Origin of the sequence: Sinorhizobium sp. B11 (genome assembly GCA_039725955.1) — a bacterium.
GTDB lineage: Bacteria > Pseudomonadota > Alphaproteobacteria > Rhizobiales > Rhizobiaceae > Rhizobium.
Genome location: CP091035.1, coordinates 318,513 through 330,939, shown reverse-complemented (window position 1 = coordinate 330,939; position 12,427 = coordinate 318,513). Strand labels below are relative to the sequence as shown.

Here is a 12,427-nt window from a genome sequence, read left to right as displayed (position 1 = left end):
ATCCGTGATAAGGGTCAACTCGTTCAACGGAAACTGTGTCGCGAGGACCGCTTCGGTCCGATTGGCAGAAAGGTGGTCAACCAGGGATGTATGCTACACTTGCATTATTTCTTGCATTGGAGCCTCCGGTTGCCGTCCAACAAGCGATGGCAGCACATGTTCCCGACGGATCAGGATTTCGATGTGGCGATGCAAGCCACACCGATAAGGCGGACGCGACTTCCAATCGGACACGCACTGGCGGGCTGGAGTTGATCAGAATGAAATTGACGTGTGCCGGTGAGGGTTGACGGCTTTTGAGGATCACTGTGGACGTTGATGCATTCGCGCAAACCGCTTGGCGGCGATTACCCGCTCGCTCCCTCCTTGTCGTCGAGCGCGGTAACGGCGATATGGCATTGCTGTCTGCGCTTGCAGCGATGATGGAGGCGGTCACCTCGCTGAGCGACGACATCAGGTGGATGAATCGGCCCGTGCGGGACTTGGCAGAGGTTAAAGATGCGCCGCGGAACAAACAGGCCTGCGCGCGGTTCGAGCGGACAGGGGAGGGCAGCAACCCGAAGCGGACAACAGGCGAACCGATGGGAGCATGGCCAGCGACACCAGGCTATACCGCCGCTCAGCTGAGCTGGCTCGCCTCGATGATATGAACGGCCCAACCTCCATCGGGCTGCCGAAATGACGAATGCGCAAGCGCTCCTCGAACCGTCGGGCGCTTGCGTTTGCACCCAGAGGCGCTAGGACGCTTGCTGTCTGTCCTCGAATGCAGAAGACCAGAATGATCCTAACGCTGAAGGGCGTCACAAAGTCCTACCCGACCGCCGAAGGGCGGGTCGATATCCTCAAGGGGATCGACCTTGACGTTGCAGCCGGAGAGGCGGTCGCGCTGACCGGGGAGTCTGGCAGCGGCAAGAGCACGCTTCTGCACCTTGCCGGCGGACTCGACCGGCCCGATGCCGGTCTTATCACCATGAACGGCGAAGATATCGGCGTCTTCGGCGATGCTGACAGGGCGAACTACCGTCGAACCGGGGTCGGCCTCGTGTTTCAGCAGTTCAACCTCATTCCGTCGCTCAGCGTATCGGCCAATATTTCCTTCCACGCCAGACTCGCCGGCCGCCATGATCGTGCCTGGGAGGAGCAGCTCATTTCCGCACTGGGGCTCCAAGACTTCATGGCGCGTTACCCCGAACAACTGTCTGGAGGCCAGCAGCAGCGCGTCGCCATCGGCCGGACGCTTGCCGCTAGGCCGCCCCTGATCCTGGCGGACGAACCGACCGGCAATCTCGATGAAGAAACCGGCGATCGTGTTCTCGAGCTGATGCTGGCGCTGGCTCGATCCGCCGGCTTGGCGCTGCTCTTCGTCACGCACTCGACGAGGCTGGCCGATCGCCTCGACCGGAAGGTCGTTCTGCGCGGTGGAAGGATCGTATCATGATGCTCTGGGGCATCCTGGCGCTTCTGTCGCATTGGCGACGCAGACCGATCCAGTTTCTAACCCTCATCTTGGGCATCGCATTGGCGACCGCGCTCTGGTCGGGCGTTCAGGCAATCAACGCCGAGGCCCGCGCAAGTTATGCCCGCGCTGCCGCGATGCTGGAGCAGGATGGGCTGTCGCAGCTCGTTTCGACGAGAGGTGACGGAATTTCCATTGCCACCTATGGCCGACTGCGACAGGCAGGCTGGGACGTGTCGCCGGTCATCGAGGGAATGGCGACGCTCGGCAAGGTGCGCCTGCGGCTTATCGGCATCGATACCCTGACGATGCCGCAGACCGGCTTGGCGTCCTCGATCGTCGGCAAACCCGATCTGTCCGCATTTTTGTCAGGCGAGCGGCTGGTCGTCTCGCCAGCCACCGCCGAGAGGCTGCGGGGCGAGACCGAAATGATGGTCAAGATCGCAGATCAGGTTCCGGAGGGAGCGGCTTTTCTGGATATCTCGGCAGCCGACACATTGCTTCGTGCGCGAGGCGCCATCAGCCGCCTGGTGATCGCGCCCGATCAAAAACCCGATCTGGCGCCGCTTGCCGCACTCGCTCCCGATCTCAGCATTCGCCAGAGAGAACAGGCAGATGTGGCGCGGCTGACCGACAGCTTTCATCTGAACCTGACAGCCTTCGGTTTCCTGTCCTTCACCGTCGGGCTATTTATCGTCTATTCGGCAACGGGCCTGGCCTTCGAAGAGAGGCGGGGAACATTTCGCACGCTGCGCTCGCTTGGCATTTCGCTTCGCGCGCTGACCGTCATGCTCTTGCTCGAGCTCGCAGCTTTCGCGTTGGTATCTGGCCTGATCGGTGTCGTCTTCGGCTACTTCATCGCCTCTGCCTTGATGCCGGGCGTAGCCGCGACACTGCGAGGTCTTTACGGCGCCTCGGTCACTGGCTCGCTTTCGCTGCGCCCGGAATGGTGGCTTGCCGGAATGGCGATCGCGCTGGGAGGCACCGCCATCTCGTCGGCCCAGAGCCTGTGGCGTGTCTGGAGGCTCCCCGTCCTGGCTGCCGCCCGACCGCGAGCCTGGGCGCGCGCTTCCTCGACCGGACAGATGTACCAGGCTGGGGCCGCGGCTATTCTTCTGACCTCGGCATTCCTTCTTGCATGGACGGGCTCGGGATTGCTAAGCGGATTTGCCGTCCTCGGCTGCCTGCTTCTCGCTGCGGCTCTCATTTTTCCCCCGCTTCTGGCCCTTGCGCTCGCTTTCGCGCAGGCACAAGCGCGCGGTGCGCTCAGTGAGTGGTTTTGGGCAGATACGCGCCAGCAACTACCCGGATTGTCGCTTGCCTTGATGGCGCTGCTTCTGGCTCTCTCCGCCAATATCGGCGTCGGCACGATGGTCGCTAGCTTTCGGCTCACCTTCATCGGGTGGCTGGACGAAAGGCTTGCCGCCGAACTCTACGTGACAGCCGGCAACGAGGATGAAGCCAGGCGGCTGCGCGAGTGGCTAGCGTCCCGATCCACCGCCGTGTTGCCGATCTGGAGCGTCGAGGGAATGGTTGCGGGCGAGGAGATGCAGATTTTCGGCGTCGCGGACGATCCAACTTACAGGGACCACTGGCCGCTCATCGCCGCGGCCAGTGACACCTGGGATAAGGTTGCAGGCGGGCAGGGCGCGATCGTCAATGAACAGATGTGGCGGCGCGGAATGGCGGCGATCGGACAGACCCTTGCCTTGCCCGGCGGATGGCATGTCCCCGTCGTCGGGATCTATTCCGACTACGGCAATCCGAAAGGGCAGGTAATCGTCGGTCTAGATGCTCTGGTCGATCATTATCCGCAGGTGGCGAAACTTCGCTACGGGATCCGCGTGCCGCCTGACAGGGCGGTCAATCTGAAGCGCCAGCTTGTCGATGAATTCGGCCTGCCACCCGACGCGGTCGTTGACCAGGCAACCCTCAAGCAGCAGTCGAGAGCAATTTTCGAACAGACCTTCAAGGTGACCGGCGCGCTAAACGTACTGACACTTGCCGTGGCAGGCTTTGCGATGTTCTCAAGCCTATTGACGCTCTCCGCCATTCGGCTGCCGCAGCTGGCGCCGGTATGGGCGCTTGGTTTGCGTCGGCGCGATCTCGCCCGATATGAAATTCTCAGAACGCTTGCGCTTTGGCTGACGACCTTCGTCGCTGCCATTCCGGTCGGTCTTGCGCTGGCGTGGGTTTTGCTTGCAATCGTTAACGTCCAAGCCTTTGGCTGGCGGCTTCCCATGTCAGTCTTTCCGCTCGACTGGGCCTGGCTCGGCGCCACTGCGCTGTTTGCCGCGCTGGTCTCCGTCGTGGTGCCCGTGCGTCGGCTGGCCTTGATCGATCCGGCCGACCTGTTGAGGATATTCACCAATGAACGCTAGAAGCTATGCCATTCTTCTTGTCGTATTGGGGGCGGGATGGCCGCCGCCGGCCGCGTGGCCGCAGGGATTTGCAGGTCTTGGATCCGACGCTCGCGGCTTTTCGGTCCCTCAGCGTGGCCACCAGCTAAGCTTTCCAGCCGACCATGGCCCGCATCCGGACTACCGGATCGAATGGTGGTACGTGACAGCCAATCTGCAGGGCGAGGATGGGAAACAGTATGGCGCGCAATGGACCCTGTTTCGCTCGGCGCTCGCCCCGGTCGAGCGGGAAGGCTTTGCTGACCCGCAAGTCTGGATCGGCCATGCCGCGGTGACCGCGAACAAGGGCCAATTCGTTGCCGAAAAATTTGCCCGTGGTGGTGTCGGACAGGCGGGTGTGACGCCCGCACCATTTCGAGCATGGATCGACGATTGGCAGATGAAAGACACCAAGTCAGCGCCCGACGCCGATTTGCTGAGCACACTTTCGCTGAGCGCGGCCGGATACGGCTTCAGCTTCAGCTTAGGCCTTAAGACGGAAAAGGCCCTGGTCCTCCAGGGCGATCACGGATATTCGGTCAAATCTGGTGAAGGTCAGGCAAGCTACTATTACTCACAGCCTTTCTTCGATGTCGATGGCGACATTACGATTGCGGGCTCCAAGATCAACGTGACGGGCAAAGCCTGGCTGGACAGGGAATGGTCATCGCAGCCGCTTTCCGCCAACCAAACAGGCTGGGACTGGTTTTCGCTGCACCTCGACAGCGGCGAGAAGGTCATGGCCTTCCGTTTGCGCGACGGGAAAGCAGGCTTCATGTCCGCGACGTGGATTTCGCCCGACGGCCAACCTGAACCGCTGCCGGCAGGCGCGATCAGATTGGATCCGATACGCCAGGCCTTTGTCCAAGGCCGGCAGGTACCGGTTGCCTGGCGCGTTCGTGTCGCCGAAAAAGGCCTCGATGTCCTGACTGAACCACTTAACGACCAGTCGTGGATGGCGACGTCGACTCCCTATTGGGAAGGTCCGATCACCGTGAAGGGCTCACGATCGGGCAGAGGGTACCTGGAAATGACAGGCTATTAAGACAAACTCCCAGGACATCCCCGGTCTTGGGTGCAACCCGGGGAGGCTGGCATGTAGAGTGGACGCGGCGACCGCTGGAGAGCGGTCAAACCCTTGCTGGAGAGCATGGCTGCCGCGCCAGCAAGAAAACACGCTGAAACAAAGATTGTTCCGGACGGTGCAGGTTCAATGAGCGGGATCGGCTTGACGCGCAGCCATCGCAAGGCCCGCCCGGATGCTTTCGTCCGTAAAGGGTTTGGCAATGACCGCCACCGATCCGGCCAACCCGTTGCCGACCTCGGTTGGACTTGCGGTTACGAAAACGACCTTCATATGAAATCGATCGATCAGACGACGAGCAAGCGAGGCGCCGCTCGATCCGTCCGCAAGGCCAAGATCGACCAGCGCCACATGCGCTCTCGGCGCTTGTGCAAGCGCCTGTTCGACCGTGGAAACCGGGCCGATCGGACGGTATCCCGCATCGGCCACGATGCGTTCGAGCTCCAGCGCAATGATGGACTCGTCTTCAACTATCAGAACCCGCATGCAACTCCTCCAAGTGGACCCGATGAGATAGAAGTCGCCAGCCGAATGTCGAGGCGCATCACGCTTGCTTGATTGCAACCGAGGTCTGGCAAAAGGGTGAACAACGGGCCGATGGTTCAACCATACCTGCTCCTGGCATGCTTGGGCTTCAGTCCAGCGCGCCGGTTTATCGCGGCGCGATCGCTCAGGAACGATTTGCGGAATTGGCCGTTTCGACCGTGTTGCAAGTTATCAATGGAGATTTCGACATGGGCAGCACAGCTGACAAGGTAGGCGGCAAGGCAAACGAAGTGGCCGGCAAGGTCCGCCAGGGCGTGGGCGACGCTTTAAACGACGAGGATATGCAGGCCAAAGGCTTGGCGCAGGAAGCAAAAGGCGATGCCCAGCAGGCCAAGGGCAAAGCCAAGGACGCTGTCAAAAACGTCGTTGACCGAGCCTGATCTGGCCGAGCTAGTCGACCAAAAGAACCCGCCGTGTCATCGGCGGGTTTTATCGTTTTTGAAATCCACCGATCTCATGCTGACATGAGGATGAAATGGAAAATGAATCGAAAGCGCTTGCCGATGAATATCGGCGTCTTGGCGGCCGCCGCATCGCGGTCATGGACGACAATCTCGCCTCGACACGAGACTGGGATGGCGACCCTTCACAGGCCGCGACTTTCTGGCGCGAGCGCATTGCATCGCTGCCCGAGCGTGACAGACGAGATGTGATTTCGTTCCTTCCTTCACTCAATGACGAAAGTTGCGAGCCGGGGCCGGATTGATCTTAGGGAGTTGACACGAGTGCTTGAAGGAGTGGCTGCGTCGAGCTGCCTGATGCCAAGCGACGCGAGGCTCGCGCCCCATGAACCTACACATAGCGGACGGCAGGTTTCACGTTCTCTTGCAACGGAGGGATAGGATCGGGGAGATCTTCGACCGCCGACATTGCCATGGCGGAGCCCATGGTCATCGGCATGGCGCGCAATTTGGCGTTGCCCCGGGCTGATGTCGTTGAAGGCGGCGAGAAAGCTTCCGGCGTTGCCGGGGTCTTGTCTGCGGCGGTCCCACGCAAAAGCCCGCGCCCCTTATTCATCCCTCAGTCGAAGCCGTTCGTCTTGCCCGTGCGGTAGATGATAACGGGATCTCCTTCCTGGCCGATGGCTGGAATACCGTCGCGGCGCGCGACGAGGACCCCCGCATAAGCGCGGGCAACTGACTTGGCCTCTTTGATGGCATCAATCTCGGAGCCGTCGCTGACCGTTTCCCAGGCCTGAACGGGTTGACCGTACTCGTTCAAATCGAAGGCGAAGATACTGATTGATCTTGATGTTCCGGGCATGACAGGCTTATGTCCGCTATCTGCTTACTCAGACGATTAATCAGACGACCACCAGATCCCTTAATCCGATGCGGCCGGCTGCGGCGGAGCGCGAAGCCCGGGGCTGCTGCGTTTGGAACGATGCGCATCGGCTTGGCCAATGCGCTTGCCGTCGGCGGGAGCCGGTGTCGTCCGCTTGCAATTCTGCGGGCTCGGAAAAACGGTCCTTGTCGTCCATGGCGTCACTTTCGGTTCGAGAACTGCGGCGCCGGCATGCGACCCTTGGCGTTGGCGCGGCCCGTTTGAGGATCGGCTTGCGTGACGCCGTCATTGCTCTGCCGGCTGTTGCCCATGTTGACGGGCGGCGCGCGATGATCATCGACGTTGGTTTCGGGCAGCTCATCGTCCTGACTGTCCTCGATCAGGGACTTGGGCGGCAACTTGGCTGAATCGGGGATTGGGTTGTTCGACATCGTCGGTTCTCCTTTGCAATTAACAACTCGGCTGGCCCGCCTCGGTTCCGCTCTCGCTCTGATGAGAGGCAAGCCCGCTCCGGTTTCTCGGATTCGACGGCGTCGCCCGATGCCGGTGCCAACCTGCCCCCCTACCGAAACCATTTTCGAGACGGCACGTTTGCTGTTGAAGAAAATCTAGAGGTGAGCGTGTCCGATCCGCATTCGTCCCACATCAGCGGCGACCTTCCCGCCGCCCCGTCCCGACAGGGCTTCACCGACAGGCTGGCACTGTCGGCGTTCGCCTTCAGGCGCGCGCGCGTGCCGATGGTGGTTGCAGACGCCATACAGGACGATTTTCCGCTCGTTCTCGCTAATGACGCATTCCTGGAGCTTACGGGCTATGCTTCGGAGGAGGTTCTGGGACGAAACTGTCGGTTCCTCCAGGGGGAAGGAACTGCGCGCGCGGCAGTTGCCGCAATTCGCGATGCGATCACGGCCGAGAGAGAGGCCACCGTCGAAATTCTCAACTACAAAAAGGATGGGACGCCCTTCTGGAATGAGCTCCACCTGAGCCCGCTTCGCGACGAGCAAGGGCAACTGGCCTTCGTCTTCGCGTCCCAGGTTGACGTCACAAATTATCGGCGCGTGCAGGCTTTCGAAGAAGCCGAACGCCGCCTCCTGCTGGAGATCGATCACCGCACGAAAAACGTTCTAGCCATCGTCGACAGCATCGTCCGGCTATCGAAGGCCGACGATGTGAAGGTCTATTCCACGGCCGTGCAGCGACGGATACAAGCGCTTTCGCGCATTCACATGCTTCTGGCCGACAATGGTTGGAAAAGGGTGCCGCTCGCCGATATCGTACGTACGCAGACCGAAGTCTTCGGCGCGGAAAAGATCGAAGTCCTTGGCCCCGCTGTGATGGTGGCAGCGGCATCCGTCCAGCCGCTCGGGCTTGCTATTCACGAATTGGCGGTCAATGCAGCCGTTCATGGATCGCTGGCTCTCGAAAGGGGCGCGCTCCGGGTTAGTTGGAACTGCGTGGGCGAGGGCATTTCGCTGGTTTGGAAGGAAGAAGGACGACCGGTACCGTCGACGAGGTTGGGGCGAGGGTTTGGCAATATTTTACTTGCCGCTGTCATCGAAAACCAGCTCGGGGGCAAGATTAGACGGCAATGGAGCCCAGACGGACTGCGCCTGACGATTGAACTTCCGTCTTTGGAAAGGATCGCCGGCAGTCTCAGGCGTCTTCCCTGAGCAGCCAGATGACGCCCTGCCTTCGACCGCCACCTTCGTGCCGCCACTATGGACCTGGCGGTGAAAAAACAGCTGAACCTCGGGACTTCGTGGCAACGGTCCATCGCGACCCCCGTGCATGCGCAACCTGAATCGGGAAACGGCCCCGCGATCGCAATATCAGGGTGCATCGACTGAAAAAATGCGAGTTTTTCCCCAGGCTGATGAGGAACCGTTATTTTGTTCGTCAGTGACGATGTCTATCGCCATCGCCTCATCATCGCGAGCTGGCGCGAACCGTTGATCGCGGGAGGTTGGCAACGAATTTCTCCCCAATCTGACCGTTGGCCTGGAGCCGCGAGATCCCGAGTTGCACAACCTTGATCATATCGGTCATACGCTGGCCGAAAGCATTTTGATATTCGTCTAACGTTGGCGTCTCCAGTGCAACCTGAATAAGTGCAGAAATCCGGTTTTCTTTGATTGCTTTGACGCCGGCCGCCCAAACACGGTTGAACAACGCTCTATCATAATCATTAATTGGCATATTGATCCATTGATTTGGTCATCTACGAGAAAAAGCCCCGCGAGGCGGGGCAAGTCGAGTGCGTACTGGAAAAGCGAGAAACAGCGCACTGATTCCCGCGCCCTCAACGCAACCCATCAGTAAAAGTTCCCTAAAATCTGCGCGATTTTCGGTCCCCTGATCATCACCCTCTCTATTAAGACGTCGTTGTCACAAAGCGCCGCATAAACTCGTTCTCGTGACGGAAGTAACAAGCCAACCCGGCTGCGCTCCCGCCCAGAGCAATTTCATCGCTGTGCTCTTTTGAGAGGAAAGCACCACTGGCATATCTTGCAAACGCGAACCGTGAGCGAAAAGGCGCCCGCCGAAGCGGGCTAGTTTTTGGGGGAACAACAGGGAGCGGATCGCGCGACGCTGCTGGGACGCAGAGCCTGGGTGACTTGCCGCACGATCCGACCTTTTAACCGGGAAGCAACAAAAATGTTCCAGCCGTCTTTTAGGGAGTGGCTTCATCTGTAATCTATCAACGAATTCCTCAAGCAAAAGCATGATGTCGATGCCAATGATCATTACGGGATTCTGCACTACCAGTTCAGAAGCAAAAAGAGCAAGTTGAGCTGAATCTCAGGCAGCCTGTTATTGACCTCGAAGGCAGCTCGATCCGGGCAGATTTCAATGCAGTACGGCGACCGCGGCCACACCAGCTTCACTAGCTACACGAAGTATTGCGCTCCTGAGCTAATTGCAGCTGGCTTTGCCGATCAAGAGATCTACCACTGGTCATCGCACCGGCCCGCTCGGAACATCGGCTAGGCTAGAATGGCCGAGAGCGTCGCTACGGTCGACGCATCAGCAAAAAGCCGATGACTTCCATTGCTTTTGGAACCTTGCTGCCTAGCACCTTGCAAAAGGCCGCGAAGAATATGGTGCCGTTGCTGTGACGTGATGCCCCTTGCCACAGCTTCATGGGTTCGATGCGGCTCAAACCCATACTGCCGGGCAGACGGCGAAGAATGGCCATGCGGGCTTCTACGAGAACGGGCGCATAGTCCTCTCAAGGGCGTCCCCTCTCGACAATCTGCTCCTGCGACACCTCTGCAATCGACCGGAGTTGCGAAGATCGGGGCGCCAATTATTCGGACGATCGCGCGTCCACGGACAGCCTGGCAGCTGGCGGCATAGCGAGAAAAGAAAACCCGCCGGGGTTTGCGGCGGGTTTTCAGAAGAGCAGCGTATCAGGGTCAGGCGAACAGCTGCTCTCCAACTGAGGGCTCTTCAGCAGAAGAGATTTATGGAACGAGCGAAGCTTTTCCAGCACTCTCGGATGAAAAGTTTTGGCTAGGTTAACGCCATGCGTACCGCCTGATTATCGAAGCGCCGGCCCCGCCCACCAGCGACCGTTGGGTGTGGCGTCGACTGGTCCTAAGGTAGAGCCGGCGCGAGACTATCGTTCGGGCGAACCCCGCCGGACAAGTTGCCCATCAGGCTTAACCCTGCCCCAAGCACTCCAAAATCAAAGAATCACGAGGGATTTTTTGCCGGGCGAGAGGCGCGCCAGGTCGCAAGCTCTGAACGCTTCTTCTCTTGTGCGAGGTAGCTGATAAATTCCTCGATGGAAAGCATGATGTCATCGCCTATGATCAACGCGGGGTTCTCTGAAATAAGCTCGGAAGCGACACGGGCGGATCGAGCTGCATTCTCCTCGTCTTGGCAGTGGATCTCTGCAATGCCGGCCAGATCTGCGAAAGCGGGAGGGGGAGAGAGATCCATGGGACGAGTTATTTGAACAGGTAATTTACGAAAAAGGATCGCGCTGCCGGCACGATCCTTTTTCATCGACTCCTGCAAAGTTGCGAGCTTTGCGAACCGAGAAATACGCGAACGTCTGTGAACGGCTGGTTAAGCTGTCACCGTCTGGCATCAGATCATCGGCGCGTGAACCAGCGTGTCGATGCGGCTGATCCTCGAAGTCACCATCTGCCCTGCCATCAACCGACGTGCGTGCGCCCGGTGACATGCGAAATCATTCACGTTGCTGGGCAATTCGTTGAACGAGAGCAAACAATACTTTCTCGAAATCGGGGTCATCCAGAAGGGTCGGATCGTTTGCAAGTGTTTGTAGCGCACGCTCTGCAAGACGAGCAGCATCAGCCTCCGTCTTCGCGTAGCGTCTCGCATGCTGATGCAAGGTCTGGAATGCAGAGGGTAAATGTTCAGCAAGCACGAGGCACCCCATCCTGTTCGGTCAGCGGGTGCACGTATGAACACTCAGTCATCAGCGCCAACGATAAGTTTGCTGGTGATGATCACATCTTATGACAAAGGGCATCTTATGGAAAGGTCGCTGGCAGTTTTCTCGACCGGCGCGGACCCGAAGCCCGATCATCCGCTTTTTAGTCCGCCTCCGGCGATACGAAGGCTTCTCGATCCCTCGTTCGGGGCGCGTTGACTATTTCGAGGCAATAGCCTCAACGCGCGTCAGATGCATGTGAAGGTCTGGCAAGATCTTGCTCGCGGTTTTCTTGAGCTCGCCATCCGGCCCGTCTTTTGAGAAGCGATCGAAGAGTTCTACCGCCTGCTGGTGGGCCGTGACCTGTGTCGACAGATAGGCCTGATCCAGGTTCTCCGGATCGGCACTTTGCAGAGCTTCGATTTTCTGGCGATGTTCGCTATCGAGTTCCGACGGTAGCGCAATGCCGTCCTTTTTAGCTGCCTCGGCTAACAATGGCCCGGCTTTGCCATGATCCACCAGCATGTCCTGAGCGAACTGCCTGGCGTCGGTGGCCTTGCCTTTGGCGATCTCGATCTTGGCAGCTTCGATGTCGAACTGGTTCGAAAGCGCAGCCTTCGTGGCGAAATCGGCGGCTTGCTCGGTCGCTGCCTCGTCGGCAGCCATTACCGGGATAGCCGAGATGATGATCAGTGTCGAAGCGAATAAGATCTTCATGGTGCTCTCAATCAATGGGACCCGTCGCCAACATGGGGGCGGGCAAGAAGTTCCCGACCTGTCGCATGAAGGTCGATGCGGTTGAGCGGGGAACATGCAGGAGCGACGGGGGTTGAAGGAGGTCATCAAGCAAGGAGACCACGTGATGGATTCGGGCGAACGACAGAAAGACGCAGAGCAGATTACCGAAAGTGCAACACAGGTAAGACAGGGTCATCGAGGCCGTCCGGTTCTCGTCGTGCTCGTGAGCGCCCTTGCCCTTGCGGCTGTAGCTTGGAGCGTCTCGGAGTTCTGGGGCGAAAGCATAGATAAGGATCCACAGGCAACCGCCTCGACAAAACCTGATCCTATCAATTCCCAGCCGAGTGGCCCCAACGCCTTTGACGACAACCCAGCAGTCGGCGCAGCCAGGCCACCGCAGGCCAGCGACCGCGACCCCACCCCCACGGGAAATGGCGGCGGCCCGACAATGGTGACAACACCGAGCGGGACCGAGAAGGTTCGTTGACGGGGAGTTTCATGATAAACTGATCGCG

Annotated in this window: 16 protein-coding genes; 7 read left to right on the top strand and 9 right to left on the bottom strand. The window is 59.3% G+C overall.

Translation table 11 applies throughout. The features are described from left to right. Window positions 1-778 precede the first annotated feature (778 nt). The 3 genes from LVY75_34735 to LVY75_34725 are packed head-to-tail and all read left to right on the top strand — an operon-like array spanning window position 779 to window position 4,900. Window positions 779-1,438 carry an ABC transporter ATP-binding protein gene (locus LVY75_34735; GenBank protein ID XAZ25953.1) on the top strand — a complete coding sequence of 220 codons (660 nt, stop codon included), beginning with the start codon at window positions 779-781 and terminating at the stop codon, window positions 1,436-1,438. Beyond that, window positions 1,435-3,837 carry an ABC transporter permease gene (locus LVY75_34730; GenBank protein ID XAZ25952.1) on the top strand — a complete coding sequence of 801 codons (2,403 nt, stop codon included), beginning with the start codon at window positions 1,435-1,437 and terminating at the stop codon, window positions 3,835-3,837. The genes LVY75_34735 and LVY75_34730 overlap by 4 nt, the downstream gene beginning before the upstream one ends. Then, the gene (locus LVY75_34725) at window positions 3,827-4,900 is read left to right on the top strand and encodes an iron ABC transporter permease (protein ID XAZ25951.1); all 1,074 of its coding nucleotides are present in this window, start codon (window positions 3,827-3,829) and stop codon (window positions 4,898-4,900) included. Before LVY75_34730 ends, LVY75_34725 begins: the two co-directional genes overlap by 11 nt. A gap of 165 nt (window positions 4,901-5,065) precedes the next feature. Here the strand turns inward: LVY75_34725 and LVY75_34720 are convergent, their stop codons facing one another. Further along, window positions 5,066-5,425, bottom strand: coding sequence for a response regulator (locus LVY75_34720; GenBank protein XAZ25950.1), 360 nt, complete (start codon window positions 5,423-5,425; stop codon window positions 5,066-5,068). A 248-nt stretch (window positions 5,426-5,673) separates the two neighbouring features. On the opposite strand from LVY75_34720, the gene LVY75_34715 reads away from it, so the two are divergent. Beyond that, the gene (locus LVY75_34715) at window positions 5,674-5,865 is read left to right on the top strand and encodes a CsbD family protein (GenBank protein ID XAZ26381.1); all 192 of its coding nucleotides are present in this window, start codon (window positions 5,674-5,676) and stop codon (window positions 5,863-5,865) included. Between the two features lie 95 nt (window positions 5,866-5,960). Continuing rightward, window positions 5,961-6,191 carry a hypothetical protein gene (locus LVY75_34710; GenBank protein XAZ25949.1) on the top strand — a complete coding sequence of 77 codons (231 nt, stop codon included), beginning with the start codon at window positions 5,961-5,963 and terminating at the stop codon, window positions 6,189-6,191. Between the two features lie 314 nt (window positions 6,192-6,505). Here the strand turns inward: LVY75_34710 and LVY75_34705 are convergent, their stop codons facing one another. Together LVY75_34705 and LVY75_34700 are read right to left on the bottom strand one after the other, a co-directional pair. Further along, the gene (locus tag LVY75_34705; GenBank protein ID XAZ25948.1) at window positions 6,506-6,748 is read right to left on the bottom strand and encodes a hypothetical protein; all 243 of its coding nucleotides are present in this window, start codon (window positions 6,746-6,748) and stop codon (window positions 6,506-6,508) included. Between the two features lie 221 nt (window positions 6,749-6,969). Further along, window positions 6,970-7,200: a hypothetical protein gene (locus LVY75_34700; protein ID XAZ25947.1), complete on the bottom strand. Its 231-nt coding sequence runs from the start codon at window positions 7,198-7,200 to the stop codon at window positions 6,970-6,972. Window positions 7,201-7,389: 189 nt separating this feature from the next. Here LVY75_34700 and LVY75_34695 point away from each other — a divergent pair, with 189 nt between their 5' ends. Next, window positions 7,390-8,439 (top strand): PAS domain-containing protein, encoded by a 1,050-nt coding sequence (locus tag LVY75_34695; GenBank protein XAZ26380.1) that lies wholly within the window; start codon window positions 7,390-7,392, stop codon window positions 8,437-8,439. A gap of 256 nt (window positions 8,440-8,695) precedes the next feature. Here LVY75_34695 and LVY75_34690 read toward each other — a convergent pair whose 3' ends face one another. The 6 genes from LVY75_34690 to LVY75_34665 form a co-directional block, all read right to left on the bottom strand. Beyond that, a complete protein-coding gene (locus tag LVY75_34690) occupies window positions 8,696-8,938 on the bottom strand; it encodes a hypothetical protein (GenBank protein ID XAZ25946.1) in 243 nt (80 codons plus the stop codon). A 216-nt stretch (window positions 8,939-9,154) separates the two neighbouring features. Then, window positions 9,155-9,514 (bottom strand): hypothetical protein, encoded by a 360-nt coding sequence (locus LVY75_34685; GenBank protein XAZ25945.1) that lies wholly within the window; start codon window positions 9,512-9,514, stop codon window positions 9,155-9,157. A gap of 265 nt (window positions 9,515-9,779) precedes the next feature. Beyond that, window positions 9,780-9,965, bottom strand: a complete 186-nt coding sequence (locus LVY75_34680) for a hypothetical protein (GenBank protein XAZ25944.1) — start codon at window positions 9,963-9,965, stop codon at window positions 9,780-9,782. 500 nt (window positions 9,966-10,465) lie between these two features. Further along, window positions 10,466-10,780 carry a hypothetical protein gene (locus LVY75_34675; protein XAZ25943.1) on the bottom strand — a complete coding sequence of 105 codons (315 nt, stop codon included), beginning with the start codon at window positions 10,778-10,780 and terminating at the stop codon, window positions 10,466-10,468. 187 nt (window positions 10,781-10,967) lie between these two features. Then, window positions 10,968-11,168 carry a hypothetical protein gene (locus tag LVY75_34670; protein XAZ25942.1) on the bottom strand — a complete coding sequence of 67 codons (201 nt, stop codon included), beginning with the start codon at window positions 11,166-11,168 and terminating at the stop codon, window positions 10,968-10,970. 225 nt (window positions 11,169-11,393) lie between these two features. Next, a complete protein-coding gene (locus LVY75_34665) occupies window positions 11,394-11,891 on the bottom strand; it encodes a DUF4142 domain-containing protein (protein XAZ25941.1) in 498 nt (165 codons plus the stop codon). 145 nt (window positions 11,892-12,036) lie between these two features. Here LVY75_34665 and LVY75_34660 point away from each other — a divergent pair, with 145 nt between their 5' ends. Beyond that, a complete protein-coding gene (locus LVY75_34660; GenBank protein ID XAZ26379.1) occupies window positions 12,037-12,399 on the top strand; it encodes a hypothetical protein in 363 nt (120 codons plus the stop codon). Window positions 12,400-12,427: the final 28 nt, after the last annotated feature.